This is a genomic window from Synechococcus sp. N19, from assembly GCF_900474045.1.
Classification (GTDB): domain Bacteria; phylum Cyanobacteriota; class Cyanobacteriia; order PCC-6307; family Cyanobiaceae; genus Parasynechococcus.
Window position 1 is genome coordinate 26,493 of the sequence record NZ_UCNR01000016.1, and the last position, 25,331, is coordinate 51,823.

At 61.3% G+C, this 25,331-nt stretch carries 28 protein-coding genes and 1 tRNA gene; 23 read left to right on the forward strand and 6 right to left on the reverse strand.

Going from position 1 to position 25,331, the window contains the following annotated elements:
* The first annotated feature begins 26 nt into the window (after positions 1-26).
* From pstC to pstB, 3 genes are read left to right on the forward strand one after another with little or no spacing between them, the layout of a single operon-like run.
* On the forward strand, positions 27-974 hold the full coding sequence (gene pstC, locus DXY02_RS10115) for a phosphate ABC transporter permease subunit PstC (protein WP_114989238.1): 948 nt from the start codon (positions 27-29) through the stop codon (positions 972-974).
* 1 nt (position 975) lies between these two features.
* The gene (pstA, locus tag DXY02_RS10120) at positions 976-1,893 is read left to right on the forward strand and encodes a phosphate ABC transporter permease PstA (protein ID WP_114989239.1); all 918 of its coding nucleotides are present in this window, start codon (positions 976-978) and stop codon (positions 1,891-1,893) included.
* A gap of 20 nt (positions 1,894-1,913) precedes the next feature.
* On the forward strand, positions 1,914-2,735 hold the full coding sequence (gene pstB, locus DXY02_RS10125; RefSeq protein ID WP_114989240.1) for a phosphate ABC transporter ATP-binding protein PstB: 822 nt from the start codon (positions 1,914-1,916) through the stop codon (positions 2,733-2,735).
* Between the two features lie 88 nt (positions 2,736-2,823).
* Here the strand turns inward: pstB and DXY02_RS10130 are convergent.
* Positions 2,824-2,910, reverse strand: a tRNA-Ser gene (locus DXY02_RS10130).
* A gap of 53 nt (positions 2,911-2,963) precedes the next feature.
* Here DXY02_RS10130 and DXY02_RS10135 point away from each other — a divergent pair.
* The 12 genes from DXY02_RS10135 (at position 2,964) to DXY02_RS10190 (ending at position 14,068) form a co-directional block, all read left to right on the forward strand.
* Positions 2,964-3,332 carry a 2Fe-2S iron-sulfur cluster-binding protein gene (locus tag DXY02_RS10135; RefSeq protein WP_114989241.1) on the forward strand — a complete coding sequence of 123 codons (369 nt, stop codon included), beginning with the start codon at positions 2,964-2,966 and terminating at the stop codon, positions 3,330-3,332.
* 2 nt (positions 3,333-3,334) lie between these two features.
* On the forward strand, positions 3,335-4,222 hold the full coding sequence (locus DXY02_RS10140; RefSeq protein WP_114989242.1) for an inositol monophosphatase family protein: 888 nt from the start codon (positions 3,335-3,337) through the stop codon (positions 4,220-4,222).
* A 22-nt stretch (positions 4,223-4,244) separates the two neighbouring features.
* The gene (locus tag DXY02_RS10145; RefSeq protein WP_114989243.1) at positions 4,245-5,423 is read left to right on the forward strand and encodes an ATP phosphoribosyltransferase regulatory subunit; all 1,179 of its coding nucleotides are present in this window, start codon (positions 4,245-4,247) and stop codon (positions 5,421-5,423) included.
* Positions 5,424-5,448: 25 nt separating this feature from the next.
* Complete coding sequence (locus DXY02_RS10150) at positions 5,449-5,673, forward strand: ferredoxin family protein (protein WP_006851587.1); 225 nt, start codon at positions 5,449-5,451, stop codon at positions 5,671-5,673.
* A 102-nt stretch (positions 5,674-5,775) separates the two neighbouring features.
* The gene (htpG, locus tag DXY02_RS10155; RefSeq protein ID WP_114989364.1) at positions 5,776-7,680 is read left to right on the forward strand and encodes a molecular chaperone HtpG; all 1,905 of its coding nucleotides are present in this window, start codon (positions 5,776-5,778) and stop codon (positions 7,678-7,680) included.
* Positions 7,681-7,759: 79 nt separating this feature from the next.
* On the forward strand, positions 7,760-7,996 hold the full coding sequence (gene rpmB, locus DXY02_RS10160) for a 50S ribosomal protein L28 (RefSeq protein WP_006850205.1): 237 nt from the start codon (positions 7,760-7,762) through the stop codon (positions 7,994-7,996).
* Between the two features lie 12 nt (positions 7,997-8,008).
* A complete protein-coding gene (locus tag DXY02_RS10165) occupies positions 8,009-8,569 on the forward strand; it encodes a peroxiredoxin (protein WP_114989244.1) in 561 nt (186 codons plus the stop codon).
* Positions 8,570-8,621: 52 nt separating this feature from the next.
* Positions 8,622-10,112, forward strand: coding sequence for a glucosylglycerol-phosphate synthase (gene ggpS, locus DXY02_RS10170; RefSeq protein WP_114989245.1), 1,491 nt, complete (start codon positions 8,622-8,624; stop codon positions 10,110-10,112).
* The gene (locus DXY02_RS10175) at positions 10,109-11,374 is read left to right on the forward strand and encodes an ABC transporter substrate-binding protein (RefSeq protein WP_114989246.1); all 1,266 of its coding nucleotides are present in this window, start codon (positions 10,109-10,111) and stop codon (positions 11,372-11,374) included. Before ggpS ends, DXY02_RS10175 begins: the two co-directional genes overlap by 4 nt.
* Positions 11,371-12,237, forward strand: a complete 867-nt coding sequence (locus DXY02_RS10180) for a carbohydrate ABC transporter permease (protein ID WP_114989247.1) — start codon at positions 11,371-11,373, stop codon at positions 12,235-12,237. Before DXY02_RS10175 ends, DXY02_RS10180 begins: the two co-directional genes overlap by 4 nt.
* Before the next feature lie 26 nt (positions 12,238-12,263).
* Entirely contained in the window at positions 12,264-13,079 is an 816-nt protein-coding gene (locus tag DXY02_RS10185) for a carbohydrate ABC transporter permease (protein WP_114989366.1), read from the forward strand.
* Positions 13,076-14,068, forward strand: coding sequence for an ABC transporter ATP-binding protein (locus tag DXY02_RS10190; RefSeq protein ID WP_114989248.1), 993 nt, complete (start codon positions 13,076-13,078; stop codon positions 14,066-14,068). The genes DXY02_RS10185 and DXY02_RS10190 overlap by 4 nt, the downstream gene beginning before the upstream one ends.
* On the opposite strand, the gene csaB is transcribed toward DXY02_RS10190, so the two are convergent.
* Entirely contained in the window at positions 14,025-15,107 is a 1,083-nt protein-coding gene (csaB, locus tag DXY02_RS10195; RefSeq protein ID WP_114989365.1) for a polysaccharide pyruvyl transferase CsaB, read from the reverse strand. The two genes, DXY02_RS10190 and csaB, sit on opposite strands and share 44 nt — an antisense overlap.
* 54 nt (positions 15,108-15,161) lie before the next feature.
* On the opposite strand from csaB, the gene DXY02_RS10200 reads away from it, so the two are divergent.
* From DXY02_RS10200 to psaK, 3 genes are all read left to right on the forward strand, one after another.
* The gene (locus DXY02_RS10200; protein WP_114989249.1) at positions 15,162-15,455 is read left to right on the forward strand and encodes a DUF2499 domain-containing protein; all 294 of its coding nucleotides are present in this window, start codon (positions 15,162-15,164) and stop codon (positions 15,453-15,455) included.
* Positions 15,452-15,739, forward strand: a complete 288-nt coding sequence (locus DXY02_RS10205; protein ID WP_114989250.1) for a DUF3593 domain-containing protein — start codon at positions 15,452-15,454, stop codon at positions 15,737-15,739. Before DXY02_RS10200 ends, DXY02_RS10205 begins: the two co-directional genes overlap by 4 nt.
* A 68-nt stretch (positions 15,740-15,807) precedes the next feature.
* Positions 15,808-16,065 carry a photosystem I reaction center subunit PsaK gene (gene psaK / locus DXY02_RS10210; protein WP_041434789.1) on the forward strand — a complete coding sequence of 86 codons (258 nt, stop codon included), beginning with the start codon at positions 15,808-15,810 and terminating at the stop codon, positions 16,063-16,065.
* A 51-nt stretch (positions 16,066-16,116) separates the two neighbouring features.
* Here psaK and DXY02_RS10215 read toward each other — a convergent pair whose 3' ends face one another.
* Together DXY02_RS10215 and dxs are read right to left on the reverse strand one after the other, a co-directional pair.
* Positions 16,117-17,304 (reverse strand): NAD(P)/FAD-dependent oxidoreductase, encoded by a 1,188-nt coding sequence (locus DXY02_RS10215; RefSeq protein WP_114989251.1) that lies wholly within the window; start codon positions 17,302-17,304, stop codon positions 16,117-16,119.
* 13 nt (positions 17,305-17,317) lie between these two features.
* Complete coding sequence (gene dxs / locus DXY02_RS10220; RefSeq protein WP_114989252.1) at positions 17,318-19,249, reverse strand: 1-deoxy-D-xylulose-5-phosphate synthase; 1,932 nt, start codon at positions 19,247-19,249, stop codon at positions 17,318-17,320.
* 80 nt (positions 19,250-19,329) lie between these two features.
* Here dxs and ilvA point away from each other — a divergent pair, with 80 nt between their 5' ends.
* Genes ilvA through DXY02_RS10235 form a run of 3 tightly spaced genes read left to right on the forward strand, consistent with a single transcriptional unit; the run spans position 19,330 to position 21,717 of the window.
* On the forward strand, positions 19,330-20,859 hold the full coding sequence (ilvA, locus tag DXY02_RS10225) for a threonine ammonia-lyase, biosynthetic (protein ID WP_114989253.1): 1,530 nt from the start codon (positions 19,330-19,332) through the stop codon (positions 20,857-20,859).
* 39 nt (positions 20,860-20,898) lie between these two features.
* Positions 20,899-21,396: an SMC-Scp complex subunit ScpB gene (gene scpB / locus DXY02_RS10230; RefSeq protein WP_114989254.1), complete on the forward strand. Its 498-nt coding sequence runs from the start codon at positions 20,899-20,901 to the stop codon at positions 21,394-21,396.
* A gap of 24 nt (positions 21,397-21,420) precedes the next feature.
* Complete coding sequence (locus DXY02_RS10235) at positions 21,421-21,717, forward strand: YggT family protein (protein ID WP_114989255.1); 297 nt, start codon at positions 21,421-21,423, stop codon at positions 21,715-21,717.
* 14 nt (positions 21,718-21,731) lie between these two features.
* Here DXY02_RS10235 and DXY02_RS10240 read toward each other — a convergent pair whose 3' ends face one another.
* Together DXY02_RS10240 and DXY02_RS10245 are read right to left on the reverse strand one after the other, a co-directional pair.
* Positions 21,732-22,205, reverse strand: a complete 474-nt coding sequence (locus DXY02_RS10240) for a hypothetical protein (RefSeq protein ID WP_114989367.1) — start codon at positions 22,203-22,205, stop codon at positions 21,732-21,734.
* Positions 22,206-22,212: 7 nt separating this feature from the next.
* Positions 22,213-22,542: a nucleoside triphosphate pyrophosphohydrolase family protein gene (locus DXY02_RS10245; protein ID WP_006850816.1), complete on the reverse strand. Its 330-nt coding sequence runs from the start codon at positions 22,540-22,542 to the stop codon at positions 22,213-22,215.
* Between the two features lie 56 nt (positions 22,543-22,598).
* Here DXY02_RS10245 and pyk point away from each other — a divergent pair, with 56 nt between their 5' ends.
* Together pyk and DXY02_RS10255 are read left to right on the forward strand one after the other, a co-directional pair.
* Positions 22,599-24,050 (forward strand): pyruvate kinase, encoded by a 1,452-nt coding sequence (pyk, locus tag DXY02_RS10250; RefSeq protein WP_114989256.1) that lies wholly within the window; start codon positions 22,599-22,601, stop codon positions 24,048-24,050.
* A 13-nt stretch (positions 24,051-24,063) separates the two neighbouring features.
* The gene (locus tag DXY02_RS10255) at positions 24,064-25,293 is read left to right on the forward strand and encodes an ABC transporter permease (RefSeq protein ID WP_114989257.1); all 1,230 of its coding nucleotides are present in this window, start codon (positions 24,064-24,066) and stop codon (positions 25,291-25,293) included.
* Positions 25,294-25,331: the final 38 nt, after the last annotated feature.

Below are 25,331 nucleotides of genomic sequence, written 5' to 3' on the forward strand. Positions count from 1 at the left end.
CGTTGTAAGGGCACGCCATTGGATGCATGTCCGACCCGGACAGTCGTTACTTGCTCCGAAGCCGTCCACCAGCGGAAAAGCTGGTGGACATCAGTTTCAGAAACCTCGCCATCGCCATGGCCTCCGTTGTGGCGATCGTTCTGTTCTCAATCCTCGTGGTGGTTTTCCAGGGGAGCCTGGATTCCATGGCCCGCTACGGATGGCAATTTCTGGTCACCTCAGACTGGAATCCCGTGGACGATCAGTACGGGGCCGGAGCCGCGATCTACGGCACCTTGATCACATCAATGCTCGCGTTGATGATCGCGGTGCCCCTCGGTGTTGGCACAGCCATTTTCATCACCGAAAACATCATTCCCAAGCGGATCAGGGACGTGATCGGCCTGATGGTGGAACTGCTCGCGGCGATTCCATCTGTGGTGCTTGGCCTCTGGGCCATTTTTGTGATGGAACCGTTCATTAGGCCTGGGCTGGAACTTCTTTATCAGCTGTTCAATTGGTTCCCCCTGTTCAGCACCCCACCGATGGGTCCTGGCACCATTCCCGCCGTGTTGATCCTGGTGGTGATGATCCTGCCGATCATCACGGCGATTTCCCGTGATTGCCTGAATCAGGTTCCGCCGCAACTGCGCCAGGCGGCCTATGGGGTAGGCACAACCCGCTGGGGAGCCATCATCAATGTGATTCTCCCGGCAGCGATTTCCGGAATCATTGGTGGTGTGATGTTGGCCTTGGGCCGGGCCATGGGCGAAACCATGGCCGTGACCATGATCATCGGAAATTCCAACAACTTCAGCGTTTCGCTGCTGGCCCCTGGCAACACCATCGCAGCGATGCTGGCCAATCAATTTGGTGAGGCGGATGGCTCCCAGGTGTCATCACTGATGTACGCAGCATTCGTGCTGATTGTTCTCACCCTGTGCGTGAATATTTTTGCCCAGTGGATCGTGAAGCGTTTGAGCCTGAAGTACTGACATGACACAGACGCTCACCCACAACAAAGCCGAGTCAGCATCTGACCTCAGCTACAAACCCTTTCAACGCAGAAACATCAGCAGCAGGGCGCTCTCGTTTCTGGCAGCCCTGTTTGCCGCGATTGCTGTTCTGCCCCTGATCCTTGTGCTGGGCTACGTGCTCGTGCAGGGGGGCAGCAAGATCAGCCTGGCCCTGCTGACGCAACTTCCACCACCGCCAGGCCTCGAAGACGGCGGCATCGCCAATGCGATCTTTGGAACGCTGGTGGTGACGGCCATCGCTGCACTGATCGCTGTTCCGGTGGGCGTCGGCGGCGGCATTTTTCTGGCTGAATATTCCCGATCGGGATGGTTCGCTCAGTTCATTCGCTTCGGGACCAATGTGCTGGCCGGGGTGCCATCGATCATTGCCGGCGTTTTCATTTACGGCACGATCGTCACCAGTCGAATCCTGTTTGGAAACGCCTACAGCGCCGTGGCCGGCGGCATAGCACTGGCGGTGCTGATGCTTCCCACAGTGATCAAAACCACCGATGAAGGTCTGAAGCTGGTGCCCGACGATCTCCGGCGCGGCGCCCTCGGCGTGGGGGCATCCCGGTTCGTCACCGTTGTTCGCATCACCCTGCCTGCCGCATTAACCCCGATAGCCACAGGGGTTGTGCTGGGCATCGCCCGAGCAGCAGGGGAAACAGCTCCCTTGATCTTCACCGCTCTGTTCTCACCGTTCTGGTCGGATCTGCTTACGCCCGAAGGGATCTTCGCTCCAATCGCGACCCTCTCGGTGATGATCTACAACTTCGCAATCATGCCCTACGAATTTCACAACGAGCTGGCGTGGGCCGCATCGTTTGTGCTCGTGGTGATGATCCTGGCCCTGAACCTGTTCTCTCGCTGGCTGGCGCGATTTGCTGCCAAATAAACCTTTTTCTGCATAAAACAATGACGACTCTTCAACAGCCCCAAGCCACCGAGTCCCACAACGCAGACGTCGCCCTTTCCCTGCAGAACGTCACGATCAGCTACGGCAATTTCGAAGCCGTCAAAAACGTCTACTGCGAGATTCCCCGCGGCAAGGTGACAGCCTTCATTGGCCCATCCGGATGTGGAAAGTCCACGGTGCTTCGTTCATTGAATCGGATGAACGATCTGATCGAAGGCTGCTCACTGAAGGGAAGCATCCTGTTTGGAGGTGTAGACCTCTACGGGCCTAGGATTGATCCCGTGGAGGTGCGCCGCCGGATCGGAATGGTGTTCCAACAACCCAACCCATTCCCGAAAAGCATCTACGAAAACATCGCCTTCGGCGCTCGCATCAATGGCTACACCGGAGACATGGATGAGCTCGTTGAGCGCTCCCTCCGCCAGGCGGCGGTTTGGGATGAGTGCAAAGACAAGCTGAATGAAAGCGGGTATTCGCTCTCCGGCGGACAGCAGCAGCGCCTCTGCATCGCGCGCACTATCGCGATTCAGCCAGAGGTCATTCTCATGGATGAGCCCTGCTCAGCCCTTGATCCCATCTCAACGTTGAAGATCGAGGAGACGATGCATGAGCTCAAGAAGAGCTTCACCATCGTGATCGTCACCCACAACATGCAGCAGGCCGTTCGCGTCAGCGACATGACCGCCTTCTACAACGCAGAGGCCGTTGAAGGAGGAACCGGAAAGGTGGGTTACCTCGTGGAATTCAACGAGACCGACAAGATCTTCAACGCCCCCCAACAGCAGGCCACCCAGGACTACGTCTCCGGTCGTTTCGGCTGATCGCCGAGCCGGCCCCAGGCAAGGCCGTGATTGGGCCTTCAGGCCTAGAAAAGGGCAAAAAAAATCCGGTCCTGAAGGACCGGAGAAGCGGAGAGCGAGGGATTCGAACCCTCGATAGAGTTGCCCCTATACAGCATTTCCAGTGCTGCGCCTTCGACCACTCGGCCAGCTCTCCACCGGCTAAATGGGGCAGGTGAGAATGTAGCAGGGCACTGCCAGCAGACCTTCATGCGTCCCAGCCACAGGATCACGATTCACTGGCGCCAAGAGGGTCGCACCATCACCCACGACGTGCCTGAGGGGGACTACATCCTTCACAGCTTCGAAGAGCAGGGTGACCCACTTCCTTTCTCCTGCAGAAACGGATGCTGCACGGAGTGCGCCGTTCGCGTGCAGAGCGGCAACCTCGACCAGCGCGAAGCCATGGGTCTGTCGCGGGAGCTGAGGGACAAGGGCTACGGCCTGCTCTGCGTGGCCCGCGCCATCGGGCCCCTGGAGGCTGAAACCCAGGATGAGGATGAGGTGTACGAGCTCCAGTTCGGTCGCCACTTCGGCAAAGGGCGCGTCACTGCTCGCATTCCCCTCGAGGAGGAGTGAACATGCCGAAATCGATCTGCACCCGTGCCGCCCACGAAGCCGGTCTCACCTCAAGCGATCTGGAGCGTCTTGTCGGCGTGGCCCGCTCAGCGGCCGATGCCGGTGGCCAGGAACTGATGCGCCACTACGGGCGCCTGTCGTCCATCGAAAGCAAAGGCCGCATCGGCGACCTGGTCACCAATGCCGACCTTGCTGCCGAACGCATCGTCTTGGAGCTGCTGGCGGAGCAAACCCCTGAGATTGCCGTGCTGGCGGAGGAAAGCGGGGCAGCCGGTCAGCAGGACGGCCTGAGGTGGTGTGTTGACCCCCTCGATGGGACCACAAACTTCGCCCACGGCTACCCCTTTTTTGCCACTTCGATCGGACTCACCCTGGGCCAGCAGCCCATCCTCGGGGCCATCGCTGTGCCCTTTCTGAAGGAGATGTACTGGGGGGCACCGGGGGTCGGAGCGTTCTGCAACGACAGACCACTGCAGGTGAGCAGTTGTGATCGGATCGAAGACTCCCTACTGGTCACCGGGTTCGCCTACGACCGGCACACCCGACTCGACAACAACTACGCCGAGTTCTGCTGGTTCACCCATCGCACCCACGGCGTGCGCCGGGGCGGTGCTGCAGCGGTGGACCTGGCCTTCGTGGCCGCTGGCCGCCAGGACGGCTATTGGGAACGGGGCCTGTCTCCCTGGGATCTGGCCGCTGGCGTGGCGTTGGTGGATCTGGCCGGTGGAACCGTCACCGGCTATGGCAATCGACCCTTCGATCTCTCCAGTGGCCGGGTCGTTGCCGCTGGCGCCAGCCTGCATGCGGCGATCACCGAGGGGCTGTCTCAGGTGCAACCACTGCCTGGAGCCGCCTTCGGAGCGCCCGAGGTCACGGCCATGGGATCCTGAGGCGTGGCCGAGAGGACGTGAGATGGCGCTGCAACCTGCAGCTGGCGCAAAGGATCTGAATCCACGTCAGGTGGAGACCAACCGACTGCTGACGGAACGTCTGGCGTCGGTTTACCGCCTCTGGGGCTACGACGAGGTCTCGCCACCCCGGGTGGAACGCCTGGCCACACTGATGGCCGGCGGTGCCATCGACAGCTCAGACATTGTTCGTCTGGTGGCTGATGACCCCCTCGGGCTGCGCCCGGAGATGACGGCATCCATCGCCAGAGCCGCCTGCACCCGATTTGCGGATCGCCAGAGACCGCTGCGGCTCTGGGCCTCTGGCACGGTGTTTCGCACCCGTTCCGCCGATGAGGGTGGTCAGTGCATTGAGGAAAACCTTCAGAGCGGCGTTGAACTGTTTGGCGTCAGTGGCAGCGAAGCGGAGATGGAGCTGCTCAGCCTGCTGATGGCCTCCGTTCAGACCCTGGGGCTGCAGGCCAGCCAGAAACCAAGGCTTTTGCTAGGGCACACCGCTCTGATGGATCTGGTGCTCCGTCCGTTCAGCGGTGCGTTGCGTGATCAGATCCGCACGGCATTGATCGATTTCGACCGATTGGCCCTAGAGGGCTTCGATCTGGCCGACGCTGAGAAGACCAGGCTGCTCTCCTTGTTGGACTGCCGTGGCACCCCCGACAAGGTGCTGACGCAGCTCGGCAGTCTCTGCGGGGAACAGCCGGTCTTCGATGAGCTGCGGCGCCTCTGTGCGCATCTCGCCTCGGCAGCTCAGGCTCAGGCGGTGACGATCCAGCTGGATCCAACCTTTCAACCCCATTTCGAGCTCTACACCGGCCTGGTGTTCCAGCTGGTCTGTGATGGCCGCAGTTCACCGGTGGTGATTGCCCGCGGCGGCCGCTACGACGATCTGGTGCGCCGTTGCGGCGCAACGGATGACCGGGCTTTTGGCGCAGGGTTCAGCCTCGCGATCGATCCGATCCGCGAACTGATTTCAGACCTGGATGCTGCCGAACAGGAGCAGTCCGATGTTCTCGTTGCTTTTTCAACGGCCTCGAATCTGGAATCCGCCATGGAGCGTCAGCGCGGCTGGCACGAGCAGGGACGCACCGCCGTGATGGCCCTGGAGCCCCTGGCGTCCAAGCAGGAGGCTGAGCAGCAGGCGAAGGTCCAGGGTGGTCTGCAGCTGGATTGGGTCGATCCTTAGGATCCCGCCGTGAAGCAGGACCTCCATGGCTCATTCCATCGTCACTGACGTTTGCGAGGGGATCGCTGATTGTGTTGATGCCTGCCCTGTGGCCTGTATCGACCAAGGCAAAGGAAAGAACAAGAAGGGCACTGACTTCTACTGGATCAATTTCGACACCTGCATCGATTGCGGTATCTGCCTGCAGGTGTGTCCCGTTGAGGGGGCCATCGTTGCTGAAGAGCGCCCCGACCTGCAGAAGACACCCTGATCTGGACCAAGGGACGTAGGTAAAAGGTACGGAGAACCCCCTGAAACAGCCGTTGAGCCCGGGTAAAACCTGTCCCTAGTGTCTGGTTTTCACAGCAAAGGAATGGCGGTGCTGGAGGAACAGGGTCAGATTCAGATCCACACCGAAAACATTTTCCCGATCATCAAGAAGGCCGTTTATTCCGGCCATGAGGTGTTTCTGCGGGAGCTGGTGAGCAATGGCGTCGACGCCATCAGCAAGCGCCGCATGGCGGCGATGGCAGGCGACTGCAGTGAAGGGGATGACGGGGCCATCCGGATCAGTGTGGATCGCGAAGCCAAAACGCTCACCATCAGCGACAACGGCATCGGCATGACCGCCGATGAGGTGAAGCGCTACATCAACCAGGTGGCCTTCTCCAGCGCCGAGGATTTCCTGGAGAAGTACAAGCAGGAAAACGACGCCATCATTGGCCACTTCGGCCTGGGCTTCTATTCCAGCTTCATGGTGGCCGAGCGGGTTGAGCTGCTGACCCGTTCAGCCCGGCCCGAGGCTGAGGCCGTGCGCTGGAGCTGTGATGGCTCCCCGAACTTCAGCCTCACTGCCGCCGAGAAAGACCAGCCCGGCACGGACGTGATCCTCCATCTGATGGAGGACGAGCTCGAATATCTCGAACCGGCTCGGGTCCGCACCCTGATCAACACCTACTGCGACTTCATGGCAGTGCCGGTGCAGCTGGAAGGGGAAACCATCAACAAGATGGATGCCCCCTGGCGCAAAAGCGCCAGAGATCTGAGTGATCAGGACTACATCGACCTGTACCACTACCTCTATCCCTTCCAGGGCGATCCCCTGCTCTGGGTTCACCTCAACACCGACTATCCCTACAACCTCCAGGGCATTCTTTTCTTCCCCAAGCAGACCGGACGTGCCGACTGGGAGAAGGGTGAAATCAAGCTGTACTGCAACCAGGTGTTCGTTAGCGATTCGATCAAGGAGGTCGTTCCGCGCTACCTGTTGCCCCTGCGGGGAGTGATCGACTCACCCGATATCCCCCTGAACGTGAGCCGCAGTGCTCTGCAAACCGACCGACGCGTTCGCTCCATCGGCAACTTCGTCGCCAAGAAAGTGTCCGACCGGCTGCGGAACCTGCAAAAGGAGGATCCCAAGGGTTACGCCGAAGCCTGGGATGCCCTGGCACCCTTCGTGAAGATCGGCGCCATGGAGGACGAGAAGTTCGCCGAACAGGTGTCTGAACTGATCCTGTTCGCCACCACTGCTGCAGCAGGGGAAGGGGACGACGCTGACCCGATCGCCTGCGATGGCCGTGCCTTCACCACCCTGGAGGGGTACCGCAGCCGACTGGCCGCGGATCAAAACAAGCGTGTGCTCTACAGCACCGATGACGTTGCCCAGGCCGGTGCGCTCAACCTCTGGACCTCCCAGGGCGCGGAAGTGCTGAAGCTGGAGACGGTGATCGACACCCAGTTCATCCCCTGGCTTGAACATCGCCATGAGGAACTCAACTTCCAGCGCGTCGACTCGGAACTGGACGAAAGCCTGAAGGACAACGATGCCGAACTCACCGATCAGGACGGCACCACGGAGTCAGACCGACTGCGTGATCTGATCAAAGCGGCCCTGGCCAACGACAAAGTGACCGTTCAGGTGCAGGCCCTTAAAGCCGAGGGGGCACCGCCGGCCATGATTCTTCTGCCGGAGCAGATGCGCCGGCTGAACGACATGGGCGCCTTGATGGAACAACGCCTGCCGGGCCTTCCCGAGCATCACGTCCTGCTGGTGAACCGGCGCCACCCTCTTGTGGAGGGGATGCTGAAGTTGCGTGCCGGTGGCGTGCTGGTGGGAGCGGCAGAAACATCGCCGACCGCAAGCCTGGCCGAAGATGTGGCCCGCCATCTGTATGACATGGCGCGCCTGGGCGTCGGAGGTCTGGAGCCCAATGAACTAGCCGGTTTCCAGACCCGCAGCGCTGAATTGATGGGTGCCTTGATGCAGAGAGGACTCTGAGCTGAAGACCTTTTGCTAAATTGGTCGTTTGGAACTGGCTTTTCAGCTCCAAACAACCTCTCAGTAGAAGGACATCGTCATGTCACGGGTGTGTCAGCTCACCGGTACTCGCGCCAACAACGGCATGGCCGTGAGCCATTCCCACATCCGCACCAAGAAGCTGCAGCAGGCCAACCTGCAGCAGCGTCGCCTCTGGTGGGCGGAAGGCAACCGCTGGGTGAAGCTGCGTGTCACCACCCGCGCCCTCAAAACCATCCAGAAGAAAGGCCTGGGCGCCTACGCCAAGTCTCTGGGCATTAACCTGGCCAAGATCTGAGATCTTGAACTGGTGAATCGGCGGGAATTACTGGTCAAGTCCGGCCTTTTCCTTGCAGCTTTGACGCTCACACCCTCGCGGGCTTCGGCCCTCGGGGGTGTTGTTTTGGAAACGGGTACAACTGTGCCTGATTTCGATCTGCCCGGATCCAGTCAGTCCGAACCCGATCGGAAGCAATGGAGCAGCCGTGATCTGCGCGGCCGCTGGCTCGCGGTTTACTTCTATCCAAGGGATTTCACCGGCGGATGCACGATCGAAGCCCGGGGCTTCGAAAGCCTTCACAACGACTTCCTTCAGGCCGGTGCGGAAGTGATCGGCATCAGCGCCGACAGCGTTGACGACCATGAATCCTTCTGTGAGAGCGAAGGATTGAGCTTCCCCCTTTTGTCTGATCCCGACGGGACCGTGAGCAAGGCCTACGGGTCGTGGATGGCGCCGTACTCGCTGCGCCACACCTTTCTGATCGATCCGGACGGGGTCTTGCGTGAACGCTGGGTGGCTGTTCGACCCAACGGTCACGCCCGCGAGGTGCTGGATTCGTTGGTGTCTTTTCAGACCAAAGCTGCCGTTTGACAAAAGAGGGCTTTTGCTGAATGGTGGACCGAACGAAGCGTTGTTCGAATAAATGGGTGCGGGTCAGAGTTCATTTGTAATCCTCTATCACCGCACGCCGTTCGACGAATCAAAAGACAAGAACGGGAAAAGAATATGGGTCGATCAGAAAAGCCCTAACGGAATTATTCCAACCCTTCGCAACCTCTTCCGTAGCTACGAAAAAGGCACGTGGATTGCCTGGAGACGGGTAGACGATCAGTCGAATGAAGGCACAGAACGGTTTGAGATGGAACACCCTTCTCCGTTCACTCTGTGCCGAATCCCTCTAGAAGATGAACAAATCTCCAGTTTTTATCACATCACTTCCAAAGAATGCTTCTGGCCAATTCTTCATACGTTTCCAACGTATTTCAATGTCAACAACGCGAACTGGAAGATCTTTGAAGAGGTCAACAAACGTTTCGCCAAGGCGGCATGCGCTGAAGCCGCCGAGGGTGCAACGGTATGGGTGCATGACTACAACCTTTGGCTGGCTCCCGGATACATCCGAGCCGAACGTCCAGACCTAAAGATTGCCTTTTTCCATCACACTCCTTTCCCGGGGAATGATGTTTTCGCCATCCTTCCCTGGCGCGAGCAGATCCTGGAAAGTTTGCTCTGTTGTGATGTCGTCGGCTTCCATATTCCCCGCTACACCGAAAACTTTGCCCGTGCCGCCACAACCCTGGTGGGCGCCAAACGTGGGCCCAAAGTGCCGGTAGACAAGAAATTCATTGAGGTCGGAACCGCCCTTTCGGAAGGCACGGTCACCAGTCACCTCGAGCACAACGGTCGCACCATTCAGCTGCTCAGCTCTCCGGTGGGCACCTCACCGGATCTGATTCAGGAATTGTGCTGGAGCCCGTCGGTTGAAAGTCATGGCGAATTGATCGTTCAAGACACCAAAAAAGGTCGAAAATTGATCCTCTCTGCCAGTCGGGTGGATTACACCAAGGGCAACGAAGAGTTGCTGCTGGCGTTTGAACGGCTGTTGGAACGACGCAAGGATCTGCACGGCCAGGTGGTGCTGATGCTGGCCTGTGTGGCCGCTGCCAGTGGAATGAAGATCTACGAAGACACCCAACGCTCAATCGAGGAGATGGCCGGACGCATCAACGGCCGCTTCAGCCAGATCGATTGGGTGCCCATCCGCTTTTCCACCCGCCGGATCCCCTACGACGAAATGATCGCCTGGTTCTGCCATGCCGATGTCTGCTGGATCACTCCGCTGCGGGATGGCCTGAATCTGGTGGCCAAGGAGTACGCCGCTGCTCGACGCAACCGTGGCGGCGTTCTTGTGCTCTCGGAATTCACCGGAGCCTCGGTTGTGCTGGATGGCGCCGTGCTCACCAATCCCTATTCCAATCGCCGCATGGATGAGGCCATCGAATCGGCACTGGAAATGGATGAAGACGAGCAGCGCGACCGCATGAGCCGCATGACCGATGCCGTGGAGAACTACACGGTGAGCGACTGGGCCGAGGAGCAGATGTGTGGCCTGTCGCCCTCCACCCCGCAATGAAACTGCGCCGCTGGCTCGTGGGCGGCGCCTTGGCGCTGGTGATGGCCCTGGGTGTTCTAGTTGGATCAGCCTCTTCGCGCGCGGAGGAGGTGAGCATCCTCATGCCCTCCTCCTTCACCGATGCCAGTTCCGATCTGGTGAAAGCCTTCAACCGCGAGCATCGCGGCCGGATTCATCTCAAGTTGATTCGCGGTCCGTTGGACACGGAATCGATTTCAGACCTGGCGATCAGCAGTCTTCTGCTCGGTGATGCACCGTTCGACGCGCTGTTGATGGATGTCACCTGGTTGCCGAAATATGCCGCCGCCGGCTGGCTGGAAGCCCTGGATCCCTGGTTTGGACAGGGCGACCAGGAGCAGCTGGTGCAAGGTGCACGGCTCGGCAATGACTTCGACGGCCATCTCTACCGTTGGCCGCTGGTGGCCGATGTGGGACTGCTCTACTGGCGCAAGGATCTGATGGAACAGCCACCAGCAACGCCCGATGCGCTGGTGGAGGTTGCCGGACGCCTCGTTGAAAGCCAGGCCGTTGCCAACGGTTTTGTCTGGCAGGGGCGTCAGTACGAAGGATTGAGCTGCGACTTCCTTGAAGTGCTGGAGGGCTTCGGCGGTGACTGGATGGACACCACCACCAACGCCATGGAGCTCGATACGCCTGAGGCAACGGCGGCAGCAGCCTGGTTGAACGGTCTGATCAGCGAAGGCATCAGCCCCTATGCCGTGACCAATTACGCCGAGGCTGAGTCGCTTCAGGCCTTCAAGGCCGGTGATGCCGCTCTGATGCGCAACTGGCCCTACGCCTGGGCTGAACTCCAGAAGGACGACAGCGCGGTGAAGGGCAACGTCGGCATCAGCCTGATGGTGGCCCAACCGGGTGAACGCCCCGGAGCCACCCTCGGCAGCTGGGGGCTGAGCCTGATGCGCCAATCGCAGCACAAGGAAGCAGCGGTGGAAGCGATTCGCTACCTCACCAGCGAAGACGCCCAGCGGCAGCGTTTTCTCAACAACGGCTACACCCCGATCCATGCGGATCTGTTCAACGACCCCGAGATGCTGAAGGCCTCTCCCGTGCTGCCGGATCTGCTGGTGGCCTTGAACCATGCGGTGGTTCGTCCGCCTACCCCGCTGTATGCCCAGCTGAGCGATGTGGTGCAGCGGGAACTCAACGGTTTGTTCACCGCGGCCGGGTCTGCCGATGAGGCCATGGCCACCAGTCAGCAGCGGAGCCAGACTCTGTTGCGGGCTGCGGGAGCCACGCCATGACGATGCTCCTGGCTGCACCTGCTCTGCTGTTGATCGCGGTGGTGTTCGGCTGGCCGATGCTTCGCTACGCCTGGCTGAGCTTCCACGCTGATTCCGTTCTCACTGGCCTCGAACCGGTGGCCAACGGCGGAGCCAACTGGTGGCGACTGGCGGCCGATCAGCGCTTCTGGCTGGATGCCGGACAAACCGCGCGATTCGCCCTGATCTCAGTGGGTTTGGAGTTGCTGTTGGCCCTGGCCATTGCGCTGCTGCTGCATCAACGCTGGCGCGGCAGGGGAGCTGTTCGCGCCCTGACCCTGCTGCCCTGGGCCCTGCCCACAACAATGATGGCCCTGGGCTGGCGCTGGATCTTCAACACCCCCTACGGCCCGATTGAGGTGCTGGCACGAAGCCTTGGCCTCAACTCCCTGGATCTGCTGTCCACCCCATCGATCACCTGGCTGGTGACCGTGTTTGCGGATGTCTGGAAAACAACGCCCTTCATCACGCTGATTCTTCTGGCGGGACTCCAGAGCATTCCCGACGACCTCTACAGCGCCTTTCGCCTGGAAGGGGGAACGCCCCTTCAGGCGCTTCGCAGGGTCACCCTGCCGCTGCTGCTCCCCTACATCCTGCTGAGTCTTCTGTTCCGTCTGGCCCAGGCTTTCGGGGTGTTCGATCTGGTTCAGGTGCTCACCGGTGGCGGTCCCGCCGGCAGCACCGAAAGCATCGCCCTCTATGCATACCTCAACGGAATGCGCTTCCTCGATTTCGGCTACAGCGCCACGGTGATGCTCGCGGGCTTCCTGTTGCTCACCGCGCTGATTCTTGCGGGCACGTTGCTGCTGAGGAGCTTCGGTCTGTTGAGCTCCCTGGACCGATGACACGTGGATCGATGACACGTGGACCGATGACACGACGTTCCCTCTGGATTGCTCTGCTGCTGGTCTGGTCCCTCGCTCCGATGCTGTGGCAGCTGCTGAGTTCCTTCACCACCGCAGATACTCTGGTCAATGAGCAACTGAGCTTCTGGAGCCGTTGGACGCTGAACAACTACCGGGATCTGCTCAGCACCGATCCGCCCTTCTGGAGTTACCTGCTCAACAGCAGCTTGGTGGCTTCCCTCACCACACTGCTCACCTTGATGCTGGCCATCCCCGCCGCCTACGGACTGGCAAAGCTTCCTCAGCGGTTGAAAGGAATCCTCCGCACTGCCGTGGTGGGCGCCGCTCTGTTCCCTTATGTGCTGCTGTTTCTGGCGCTGCTCGAACTGGCCCGCACCTTTTCCCTCGGAAATAACCTGATCGCCATCGCGCTTCCCTACAGCGCTTTGTCGATGCCTCTGGCCCTGCTGCTGCTCACAGCGGCCTTTGAAGCACTGCCCAACGACCTCGAAGACGCAGCAAAGCTGGAGGGATTGTCGTTGTGGCAGCGGCTGCGCTGGGTGCTGCTCCCCTTGATTGCCCCGGCCTCCGCCAGCACAGCAATCCTGGTGTTCCTGTTCGCCTGGAACGAATATCCCGTGGCGCTCACCTGGCTGAGCCGCAGCGATCTGCTCACATTGCCGGTGGCGATGGCCCGAATTGCGGGATCATCCACCTATTCCGTCCCCTACGGCACCTATGCGGCAGCCACCGTGCTCGGTGCCATTCCTCTTCTGGTGCTGGTGCTGGTGTTTCAGCGCCAGATCGTCAGTGGACTCACCAACGGAGCCATCAAGGGATGACACTGCAACTTCGGGCCATCAACAAACGCTTCGGCGAGCGACATGTTCTCCACCAGCTCGACCTCGATGTGGCCAACGGCGAATGCGTCGCTCTGCTTGGGGCCAGCGGCTGCGGGAAAAGCACGGCCTTGCGTCTGATCGCCGGGCTCGATCAACCCGATCAAGGGTCGATTCGCATCAATGGTGCGGAGATGGTCGACGTGCCCGCTGAACGTCGCCGGGTGGGGATGGTGTTTCAAAGCTATGCCCTGTTCCCGCATCTGAATGTGTGGGACAACCTCGAACTTGGGCTGCGCATGCGGGGCGGCAGCGCCGCCGCCCGCGATGAACGAATCCGCGGCGTCCTGGAGGTGTTGCAACTCAGCGGGCAAGCCCGGCAACGACCCTCACAACTGTCCGGCGGCCAGCGCCAGCGCGTCGCCCTGGCACGAGCCCTGTTGCGGGACCCCCTCGTTTACCTGCTCGATGAGCCGATGAGCAATCTGGATGCCCAGTTGCGTGAGGACCTGCGGCCTCAATTGCGCCGCCTGATGATCGGCGGTGAGCAACCTGTGGTTTACGTCACCCATGACCAGCAGGAGGCGATGGCGCTGGCGGATCGCATCGCTGTGATGCGCGAGGGAAGGATTGAACAGATCGGAACACCTCGCGAGCTGTACCTGCAACCGGCCAGCACCTACGTCGCCCAGTTCATCGGCCGCCCGCAGATGAATCTCTTGCCAGCCAGAGACGGAGTGATCACCGGCATCCGACCGGACGATCTAAGGCTCGATCCCGCGGGCTCACCCTGCACGATCCTCAGCCGTGAATGGTTCGGAGCCAACCAGATGCTTGTGGTGCGCTGCGATCGCGGCGACCTGCGGCTGGTCTGCCCCGGCGAAACAGCGATCGAGGCTGAGCCACGCATCAGTTGGCCCAGCGCTTGTGAGCATCGCTTCGATGCCGTCAGCGGCCGTCGTCTGCCGTCAAATCGGCTGCCATCCGATTGAGAAGCTCGCTGTGCGCTGACGCCTGGCGGCGCAGGGCTTCGGTCTGATCAGGATCGGCTGGACGGTCCACTTCGGACCACCAAAGCGTCAGCAGATCATCCACAGAGGGAAGCGAGCGCAAGGGGATGCAGGGCACCGTGGCCATGGCCGCTGCAGCCTCCACCTTCGGGTCGTAGCTGAGGGCAGCCATGGGGCTGTTGGCCAGTCGAGCCAGGATCAGGGCATGCAACCGCATCGGCAGCACCAGGCGCGCCCGCTGCACCAGATCGGACACAGCCTCCAGGGACTGGGGCACCAGGGTTGAGCTGCGCGCCTTCAATCGCGCCGACAGCAGACCTTGATCACCAAGGTGCTCCATTAGGGGGGCGTCCTGATGGTGATGGAAGGCCAGCCAGATCACCGGCGCATCCAAGTCGGCACTGAGCCGATCCAGGGCTCCGGTTAAGCAACGCCAGCCCGCGGAATCCAGCAATGGTGTGGGACGCCAGCTGAGCACGATGGCGTCGCCACCAAGCCAAGGGCGCGCCGGCATCTGCCAGACCGGATCGGCGGCCAGCACCATCGGCAGCTTTGGGGCCCAGCGCAGGGCCCAATCAAGGGAGCGCTGATCCCTCCAACTCGCTGCCTTGCAGAGGGGCAACACCGTGCGAACCAACAGGCGACTGATCCGACGCCGCAAGGGTCCAAGGCCCTGCCCCCAGAGAACCACCTCGGCGCCACCGAGACGGGCAACCGTCATCAGCAGCAGGTAATAAACGAGGCTGCTGAAGCTGGTGCTGTCCTGGAGCAGGCTCCCGCCACCAAGCACCAGAACATCAGCTCTCAGGGCCGCACGAAGACAGCGCCGCAGGGAACGGCGGTTCACCGTCTGCGCCGACGGAGCCAAGGCCAGAACGGGGGCTGGATCGCGGGCTGTGATCAACAGCTGCTGCGGCTGGGGAAGGGACGACACCAGCACCTGAAGCAGGGCATCGTCGCCAAGGTTGTGCTCTCCGTAGTAGCCGCAAAGCAGCAATACAGGCGCAGTGGGGCGGACCACGGGCAGCAGCCTGTTCACTCCGGGCATTATCAACCGATTCCTAGGATTCAGGGCATGCACGCGTTGTCGCTGGGAACCTGGTGGATCCATGTCGCCTCCGTGGTGGAGTGGTGCGTGGCGATCGTGTTGATGCATCGGCGTGGGCTGCAGGGCCTGGCCTGGGCCATGCTTCCGGCCCTCGTCAGTGCCATGGCTGCCTGCACCTGGCATCTGTTTGACAACAGCGAAGCGCTGCGAGGTCTTGTCACCCTTCAGGCCCTGTTCACCGTGATCGGCAACTGCACCCTTGCCATGGCGGCCTGGCAGCTCCAACGTCGCCGGCAGGTGGACGGAGCCAGTGCTCCATGAACTTCGATCCCGCACCGCTGTTCGCCGCCTCGCTGATCCCCTATCTCCTGTTTCTGCACTGGCTGCGGAAAAGTGAGGCGCTTCCGTTGATTGCGGAGCGGGGCTTTCAGCTCACCCTGCTGTTTGTGGCCGTCACGATTGGTGCTGCCATTGCCGCCCTGCGCTGCTGCTCAGCGGAATTGGTGGAGATTGACTGGTTGCACGGTGGAGCAGAAGCCTTCCTCACCCTCAGCAACACTGTTTTGGTGATCGGTTTGTTGTACCCAACCCCCAAAAAAGGGTGAACAACTCTTAAGAGAGGCAGGCAAGGCGTCGCTAGCGCCGGAAGATGAGGTGTCGCTCATTGGCTCGAATGCTGACCCACCTTTTCGCGATCGCTCCCGCCTCCGTGTCCTGGTCTCCCAAGGTCGCCCTGGTGATGATCCTCTGCAATGTGGTTGCCATCATGGTCGGCAAGGCCACGATCAAGCACCCCAACGTTGGCGCCGCACTCCCTAACGCTTCCTTCTTCGGCGGCATGGGTCACGCAGCCCTGCTCGGCACCACCAGCCTTGGCCACATTATCGGCATCGGCGCCATCCAGGGTCTGGCCGCCCGCGGCGTGCTCTGAAGCACATCTCTTGAGGGAGGAGCCAGTCTCCTCCCTGAAACAACCCTTGGCTCAGAGCAGATACGGCAGCAGTCGCAGGCCGTAACGCTCGAAGTTGTAGTTGAACAACAGCTCTGAGAGAGCGGGGGCTTCTGCGGTCGCAGACAGCCCATTTATCAAACGTGCCAGACGTCGGTCCGCCCTTGGATTGTCGAGGCCCCACCAGGTGCGCCGCGCCAGCCGGCCCGACACCAACCAACGCCAACTCCGTTGGGCCTTGAGTTGCTCTTGGTAGCGAAGGGCCATGGCCGGGGAGTCCCCAGACATCCCTTCAGCGATCAGCAGTTCGGCCAGTTGATCCGCGCTGTCCATCGCATGGCGGATCCCTTCGCCCCCAAGCAGATTGGCGGAACTGGCCGCATCCCCCACCGCCAGCAGAGCACCCGCCACCAAAGGTTCGGAGCGGGCGATGCTGCTGGACACCGGCCCGCCATGGCGATCCAGCACCGGGCAGGCGCTCAAGCCGCAGCGTTGAATCAAGCGCTGAAGGGGTCCAGCCAGGCTGCCGGGAGTCGGACGATCCGCCGGTGGGAGGTGACAGACCCCCACCTTCAGCCGTTGCCCCTGCATGGGAAAGATCCAGCCGTATCCATGAGGGATCCAGGCGGTACCTAGAAAGAAACTGATCCGATCCCGCCAGGCAGCCGCCTGACGATCATCGGTCTGCAGCAACCACTCAACGCCGATGCCCTGCAGCAGAGGATCCTCGGGATTGGGGCTGAGGCCGGCCTGCTGCAGCAGATCTCGGCGTGCACCGGTGGCATCAATCAGCCAGCGCGCTGAGCGCAATGACGAACGCCCATCACGTGTTTGCAACCGCACGCTGGCTTGATCGGCCGTGAGCGTGCTCAGCGCGGCCCGGCAGCCCTGGATCAACTCGACCCCATGGCGGCGCGCTTCCTCCCAGAGCCAGGACCGAAGCCGGCCGAAGTCGAGCACCACCCCCAGATCGCCGGACGACCACCACTGATGAACCAGACCCGAGGGATCGTGCAGCTGCCAGCCCTGCCAGGTGGCGGCAATGGCGTCATCCGGAAGACCCAAGCGACGAACAGCCTTCAGAGGCAGGGCGCCACTGGAATAGGCATGGCGATGGGGATCAGCCAGGCGATCCACCAGGGTCACCTCAGCACCCGCCCGCGCCAGTTGAATCGCCAGACGGGCACCGGACGGTCCCGCGCCAACGATCAGGACGGACACCGAGCCCTCAGCTTCAGGCCTGGAGGGCCTTGATCGAAGCGGTGGCTGGCAGATCACCAGAGGTGTTGCTGAAGCGCTCAAGGATGCGTTCAGCCATCTGGGCAGGAGTGAGGCCAAGAGCTTCCTTGCTCTGCTGCGGCGTGGCGTGATCAACCAGCTGGTCGGGGATGCCGATGCGCAACATCGACACGTTGATGTCCTGATCGATCAACGACTCCAGAACCGCTGCGCCAAAACCACCGGGCAGGGCTCCCTCTTCCATAGTGACCACGCGGGGGATGCGACGTGCCAGGGGATGGATCAGCGCCTGATCCAGGGGCCTCAGGAAGCGGGCGTTGATCACGGTGGTGGAGAGTCCGGCTTCCTCCAGAAGCGTTGCTGTGGCGAGGGCCGGAGCCACCATCGAGCCGTAGGCCACGATCATCAGATCGTCGCCTTCCCGCAGCAGTTCACCGCGGCCGATCGGCAGCGATTCCCAACCCTCTTCCATCAAGGGCACGCCTTCCCCGGAGCCCCGCGGAATCCGCAGCGCCGTGGGCCCGTCGTGCTGCAGGCAGGTCACCAGCATGCGCTGCAGCTCAGCCTCATCCTTCGGTGCCATCACCGTGAAGTTGGGAATAGCCCGCATGTAGCTGATGTCGTACTGACCCTGGTGGGTCGGCCCGTCGGCACCAACGATGCCGGCACGATCGAGCACGAAGGTGACCGGCAGCTTCTGGATGCCCACGTCGTGGATCAACTGGTCGTAGGCGCGCTGAAGGAAGGTGCTGTAGATGGCAACGACAGGACGCAAACCCTCGCAGGCCATGCCTGCCGCCAGGGTGACGGCATGTTGCTCAGCGATGCCCACGTCCACGTACTGGTCCGGAACGGCCTTCTGAAGCAGATCGAGACCGGTACCAGTGGCCATGGCCGCAGTGATGCCGATCACCCGACTGTTCTGCTCACAGAGCTTGACCAGGGTCTGCCCAAACACCTTGCTGTAGCTGGGGGGCTTGGGTTTGGACGACGGAATCGCCTTGCCAGTGCCGAGATCAAAAGCTGATTGGGCGTGGTAGCCCACCTGATCGGCCTCGGCGTAGGGATAGCCCTTGCCCTTTTTGGTAACCACATGCACCAGCACAGGGCCACCCTCACGGTGAGCCGCCTGGAAGGTGCGCACCATTTCACCGATGTCGTGGCCGTCGATCGGCCCCATGTAGGTGAAGCCAAGTTCCTCGAACACGGCACCCACCTTGGGAACCGCGAGGCGACGCATGCTGCCCTTGAGGCGGTTGAGTTCCGCAGGAATCTCACCACCCATGAAGGGCAGATGCCGAACGCTTTCCTCAACACTCCCTGAGAGGAACTGCATTGGTGGGCTGAGCCGCGCACGGTTAAGCACGTTCGAGAGCGCACCAACCGGCGGGGAGATCGACATGTCGTTGTCGTTCAGCACCACCAGGAGAGGTGTGTTGGGAAGGTGTCCGGCGTGGTTGATGGCCTCCAGAGCCATGCCGCCTGTCAGGGCTCCATCACCGATGACGGCAACGCATTTGAACAACTCGCCCCGGTTGTCCCGCGCCATGGCCATGCCCAGCGCCGCTGAGATGGAGGTACTGGCATGACCCGCTCCGAAGTGGTCGAAATCGCTCTCTGTGCGCTTGAGGTAACCCGCCACCCCGTGCTGCTGGCGCAGGGAGTCGAAATCATTGAACCGGCCGGTGATCAATTTGTGGGGGTAGGCCTGATGGCCCACATCCCAGATCACACGGTCATGGTCGAGATCCAGCGTCTGGTACAGCGCCAGGGTCAGCTCCACAACCCCCAGGCCAGGCCCAAGGTGGCCACCGCTGGTGGACACCACCTGCAGATGCCGCTCACGAATCTGCCGAGCCACGTCCTCAAGCTGGGCCGGGCTGAGTCCGTGCAGCTCATTCGGATGCTTCAGATCTCCGAGATGCATGCACTGCCAACTCCAATACGTGCAATCTACGGGAACCAACCCGGATCCTGTCTGGATCGAACCCTTGGAAGAATGGTGAGATGACCGACTACCTGCAGCGGATCCTGCGTGCCCGCGTCTACGACGTGGCGCGGGAAACCCCTTTGGATCCTGCACCCAATCTGAGCCGCCGGCTGAACAACACGGTCTGGCTGAAGCGTGAGGATCTCCAGCCGGTGTTCTCGTTCAAGCTGCGCGGCGCCTACAACCGCATGGCGCAGCTCAGCAGAGACGAGCTCAAGCGCGGTGTGATTGCCTCCAGTGCCGGAAACCATGCCCAGGGCGTCGCCCTGAGTGCCCAGCGGCTTGGCTGTCGGGCCGTGATCGTGATGCCAAGCACCACACCCGAGGTGAAAGTGCGCGCCGTGCGTGCCCTGGGTGGTGACGTGGTTCTCCATGGCGAGACCTACGACGAGTGCTCCGCAGAGGCACAGCGACGCTGCAAGGCTGAGGGGCTCACCTTCATTCACCCCTTCGACGATCCGGAAGTAATCGCAGGCCAGGGAACAATAGGCATGGAGATCATGCGCCAGGCCGAGCAGCCACCCAACGCGATCTATGTGGCAGTGGGTGGTGGTGGCCTGATCGCGGGCATCGCCGCCTACGTCAAACGGCTGTGGCCGGAAACGGAGGTGATCGGTGTGGAACCGGTGGATGCCGATGCCCTGAGCCGCTCCCTCGAGCGAGGGCAGCGGGTGGAACTGGAACAGGTGGGACTGTTTGCCGATGGTGTCGCCGTGAGAAAGGTTGGGGAGCACACCTTTGCGCTGGCCCAGCAGTTCGTCGATCGGATGGTGCGGGTCGACACCGATGCCATCTGTGCCGCGATCAAGGACGTCTTTGAAGACACCCGTTCAATCCTGGAACCCGCCGGTGCCCTGGCGGTAGCAGGACTCAAACAGGATGTAGCCGAGCGCCAGCTGGCGGGGCGCAATCTGGTGGCGGTGGCCTGCGGGGCCAACATGAATTTCGACCGGCTGCGCTTCATCGCCGAACGGGCTGAGCTCGGGGAAGAGCGGGAAGCAATGCTGGCCGTGGAGATTCCCGAATCACCCGGCAGCCTGAGGCGGCTTTGCGAACTGCTGCGGGAGCGCAGTCTCACTGAATTCAGTTACCGCATGACTGATGGCGCCTCGGCGCAGATCTTTATCGGTGTGCAGGTGAGCGATGACAACGACCGAGCTTCCCTACTGGGCCAGCTGGAGCGTGGCGGCTTCCCCTGCCTGGATCTCAGCGACAACGAATTTGCCAAGGTCCACCTGCGCCACATGGTGGGCGGCCGTCTGCCGGCTTCAGCCCGAACTGCCTGTGCCGGCGAATGCAAAGAACTGCTGTATCGCTTCGAATTTCCCGAACGGCCGGGTGCCTTGATGAGCTTCGTGGATGCTCTCCACCCCAGCTGGAGCATCAGCATCTTCCACTACAGAAACCACGGTGCTGACGTGGGGCGCATCGTTGTTGGCGTGCTGGTGCCGGAACAGGACATGCAGGGCTGGACCGAATTCCTCAATGCCCTGGGCTATCGCCACTGGGATGAAACCAACAACCCGGCCTATGGCCTGTTCCTCTGAGTTTCAGGGCGGTAACTTGAGTGCTCTAAAGGGGTTGTGATGACGTCTCCATCCCTGCCCACCAGGCTCGAGGCGATTCTTTATCTCAAGGGTCGGCCCGTCAGCATCGGCGAACTGGCCGAGCTGGCCGACGCCGATCGCCGAACCGTTGAAGAAGCTCTCGTCGCCCTGACGGCCTCCTACGCCCAGCGGGACAGTGCCCTGGAGGTCGTTGAACAGAGCGGTCGCTATGGGCTGCAGCTGCGTCCGGGCATGGGCGATCTGGTCAAGGACCTGCTGCCTGTGAACCTCTCCACAGCAACCCTGCGAACCCTCGCCACCATTGCCCTGAAGAAACGCATTCTTCAATCGGATCTTGTGGATCTGCGGGGCTCGGGGGCCTACGACCACATCAAGGAGCTGCTGGCGCAGGACTTCATCGAACGGCGTCGTCAGAGCGAGGGGCGGTCCTACTGGCTCACCCTCACCGAAAAATTTCACCGCACCTTCTCAGTGCTTCCTGATCTCGGAGCAACCGATCTGACGGAAGCTGCATAAAGTCGGAGCAGATCAGCTCCCGTCATGGAATCTCTACCCGTCACCTTGCTGCAGGTGCTGTCCCAGACCCTGCAGATCTATTCCTTGGTGCTGATCGTGCGGGTTCTGCTGAGCTGGTTCCCGAATCTGGACTGGGGCAATCCGGTGCTCAGCAGCGTGAGTGCGATCACCGACCCTTACCTGAACGCCTTCAGGGGTTTGATCCCACCCCTGGGGGGCATTGATCTCTCCGCCATCCTGGCCTTCCTGGCCCTGAACCTGTTGCAGAGCCTGGTGGGGCAGTCGATCAGCGCCTTCTACATGTCGGGCTCCAGCTGGTGATCACGTCTGGGTAATCACTGCTGATTAATGCCCCGTTCCAACGGCAGCAGGTCATCCTCGTCAACATCAACGCGGCTGCGGACCGGAGCATTGAATCCACGGGCACGGGGATTTTTGATCACAAACGGTCCTGGGGTTCCGGCCGGAACTGAGATTCTCAGGGCGAACGGGGAGTGACCAGGGTTCACATCCCCGATGGAACCCACCCGGGTTCTGTTGGGAAGAACCGGTTCACCACTGGCATCCAGGATCCGTGCGTACACATCGGTGTCGATGACGCTGTTCTTGCTGCGGTTCTCAACGTCTCCCGTCAACACATAACAGCTGGCACCAACCGGGCGTCTTAATTCAGGTTGATTGCCGGCATCCAGCTCTCCGCAGGGATCCAGGCGAACCTCACTGAGCTGCAGTTCAGCGGCGTCACAGGGAAGCGCCAGCCCCAGCAGCAGGGGCAGGCAGAACAACACGGAAAAAAGTCGACGGAGCATCAGGAGATCAACGTTGGTCACCACTGCCTCCGATGCGCCCACGGGCAGCCCGGCTCGACAGTTTCTGCAGGTTGGCGTCAGCCACCTCATTCAGGTCATAACCCAGTTCGCTGGCCAGCTGAGCCACGTACCAGAGCACATCTCCCAGCTCCAACTTGATCGCTTCGCGGGTGTCGGCGTCAAACACACCGCCACGGTCGCGAATCACCTTTTTCACCTTGTCGGCCACCTCGCCGGCTTCACCGGTCAAACCGAGGGTCGGATAGATGGGATTACGGCCCACATCCGGGTAGGCAGCCGTCTTTCGGGCGGCGTCCTGATAGGAATTCATCTCCATAGGGCCAGTTGGGAAACGCCCGGATGGTAGTTTCCGCAAGGATTTTCAGCCGCGATATGGGCCAGTTCGACCTGAACCGACGGACCAAGATCGTGGCCACCATCGGCCCTGCCACCGAGAGCCCGGAGCGGATCAAGGAGCTGGTGAAGGCTGGTGCCACCACCTTCAGGCTGAATTTTTCCCACGGGGACCACAGCGAACACGCCGCTCGCATCGCCACGATTCGTCAGGTGTCTGAGGAATTGGGGCAGACCATCGGCATCCTCCAGGACCTTCAGGGGCCGAAGATCCGGCTCGGGCGGTTCGCTGAGGGGCCGATCACCCTGGCCAACGGTGATCCGTTCACGCTCACCTCAAGGCCGGTGAGCTGCGACAAGACGATCGCAACGGTCACCTACGACAAGCTGGCGGACGAAGTCACCGCAGGAAGCCGGATCCTGCTCGACGACGGCCGCGTTGAGATGAAGGTCGACACCGTCGATAAAGCGCAGCAGACCCTGCATTGCACCGTCACCGTGGGCGGTGTTCTCTCCAACAACAAGGGCGTCAACTTCCCGGACGTTCAGTTGTCCGTTCGCGCCCTCACGGACAAGGACAAAACCGACTTGGCCTTCGGACTCAGCCAGGGCGTGGACTGGGTGGCCCTCAGCTTCGTGCGCAATCCCTCCGACATGGAGGAGATCCGCGGACTGATCCGCGAACAGGGCCATGAGACCCCTGTAGTGGCGAAGATCGAAAAGTTTGAGGCCATCGATCAGATCGATTCGATCCTGCCGCTCTGTGACGGCGTGATGGTTGCCCGCGGTGACCTTGGCGTGGAGATGCCGGCCGAGGAAGTGCCGTTGCTGCAGAAGGAACTGATCCGCAAGGCCAACAGCCTGGGCATCCCGATCATCACGGCCACCCAGATGCTGGATTCCATGGCATCCAGCCCCCGGCCCACCCGAGCCGAAGTCAGCGACGTGGCCAACGCCATCCTGGATGGAACCGACGCTGTGATGCTCTCCAACGAGACCGCGGTGGGGGATTTCCCCGTGGAGGCCGTTCAAACCATGGCCACCATTGCCCGACGGATCGAGAAGGACTACCCCCAACGCTCGATCGACAGCCACCTGCCCAGCACCATCCCCAATGCCTTGAGCGGTGCGGTCAGCACCATCGCCAGCCAGCTCAATGCCTCCGCGATTCTTCCCCTCACGCGAAGCGGGGCCACTGCTCGCAACGTGAGCAAGTTCCGGCCTGCGGCACCGATCCTTGCCATCACTCCCGATCGCACGGTTGCCTGTCGTCTGCAACTGGTTTGGGGCGTGACACCGCTGGTGATTCCCCAGGGCGAACGCACCACGCAGACCTTCCAGGCGGCGATGGTCAAAGCCAAGGAGCTCGATCTTCTGAAGAAGGGTGATCTCGTGGTGCAGTCCGCAGGCACGCATACCGGCGTTTCCGGATCCACAGATCTGGTCAAGGTGAGCATCGTCGGCAACGAAGCTGAGGCGACACTGATCTGAGCGACGCCACACCATGAACCGGCGCATGCCCGCAACGGAAACGGTGCGGATGGCCCTGTCCACACTGCGCAGCAACCGCCTGCGCAGCCTTCTCACGATGGTGGGCATCGTGATCGGCAATGCCTCGGTGATCACCCTTGTTGGGGTTGGACGGGGAGCGCAATTGCTGGCTGAAGGCCAGTTGAACAACCTCGGCGCCAATGTGTTGTTTGTGGTTCCGGGCAACACAAATGCCAGACGCCAAGGGGTTACGCGACCGAAAACGCTCGTGCTGGACGATGCCGAAGCCATCGCCACCCAGGTTCCCAGCGTCAAGCGCGTGGCGCCCGTGATCAACACCAATCAGGTGGTGCAGGCCGGAGCCCGCAGCTCCACGGGTGCGGTCTTCGGCGCGACATCGGAGTTCCCCCCTGTGCGCGGATTCGACGTGGCCAAGGGCCGTTTCATCAACGCCAAGGACGTGGCCGGTGCGAAAGCCATCGCCGTGCTCGGCTCGGATCTACGCACCAAGTTGTTTCCCACTGGCTCAGCGATTGGCCAGCAGGTGCGCATCGGCAATCAAAGCTTTGAGGTGGTCGGTGTGATGGCCCCCAAAGGGGCCGTGTTCGGCAGCAACCAGGACGAAAACACCTATATCCCCATCACCACGATGGTGAACCGGATCACCGGTCGGGATCCGATTTATGGCGTCAGCCTCAACTCCATCAGTGTTGAAGCCAGGGATGAAAAAAGCATCAACGCAGCCAGCTTTCAGATCAACAACCTGCTGAGGCAGCGGCACCGGATTCTCCGGGACGACGATTTCGTGGTGCGATCCCAGAAGGACGCTCTCACCATCGTGGGCACCATCACCGGAGGACTCACCCTGATGCTCGGGGCCATTGGTGGGATCTCCCTGCTGGTGGGAGGCATCGGGATCATGAACATCATGTTGGTGTCCGTCAGCGAACGCACCGAGGAGATCGGTCTGCGCAAAGCCCTGGGGGCTCGCAGCGGTGATGTTCTGCAGCAGTTTCTGGTGGAATCCCTGGTGCTTGCCAGCCTTGGCGGCGCCATCGGCACGCTGGTGGGTCTTGCAACGGTGAGCCTCGTGGCGGCGGTCACGCCCCTGCCAGCGACGATCGGCGCAACGATGGTGGTGGTCACCGTTGGACTCTCAGGATCCATCGGGCTGTTCTTCGGAGTTGTTCCAGCCCGACGCGCCGCAAAGCTCGACCCGATTGTTGCCCTGAGAAGCCTTTGAGCAGGCCTCAGAAATCAGTCCGACTCCTTTACACTCGT